Source organism: Pseudomonas guariconensis (genome assembly GCF_015680235.1).
Lineage (GTDB): Bacteria > Pseudomonadota > Gammaproteobacteria > Pseudomonadales > Pseudomonadaceae > Aquipseudomonas > Aquipseudomonas guariconensis_A.
Window position 1 is genome coordinate 1 of the sequence record NZ_JADLJL010000097.1, and the last position, 330, is coordinate 330.

General features: G+C 64.5%; 1 pseudogene. It reads right to left on the bottom strand.

Features of this window, described 5'->3' with window-relative positions:
- Positions 1–330: pseudogene (locus IRZ56_RS22980) on the bottom strand (hypothetical protein); the annotation flags it as partial.

A 330-nucleotide genomic window follows, 5' to 3' on the forward strand; every position in this document is an offset into this window, starting at 1 on the left:
CAGTTGGCCGAGAAACGCGTCGGTGCGCTCCTGCAACGCCTCGTTGAGCAGGCTCAGGTACTCACCCAGCCTGAGCGAGACGATCACCTGGGTGACGTGTTGCCCGGCATAGCGCAGCAGCGCCGCGCTGTGCACGTGGCCGATCATGGTCTTGGCGGCGCCGGACAGGTGCTGGTCGAGGGCATTGCCCGCATTGGCGGTGGCGGCGAGCAGTTGACCGATGGCGTCCTGGACCGGTTTGACCATCAGGTACTGGCCTTCCATGCTTTCGATCGTGCTCTTGACGGTGTCGTAGACCTTGCCCAGGTCATCCCCGGACAGGCTGTCGAG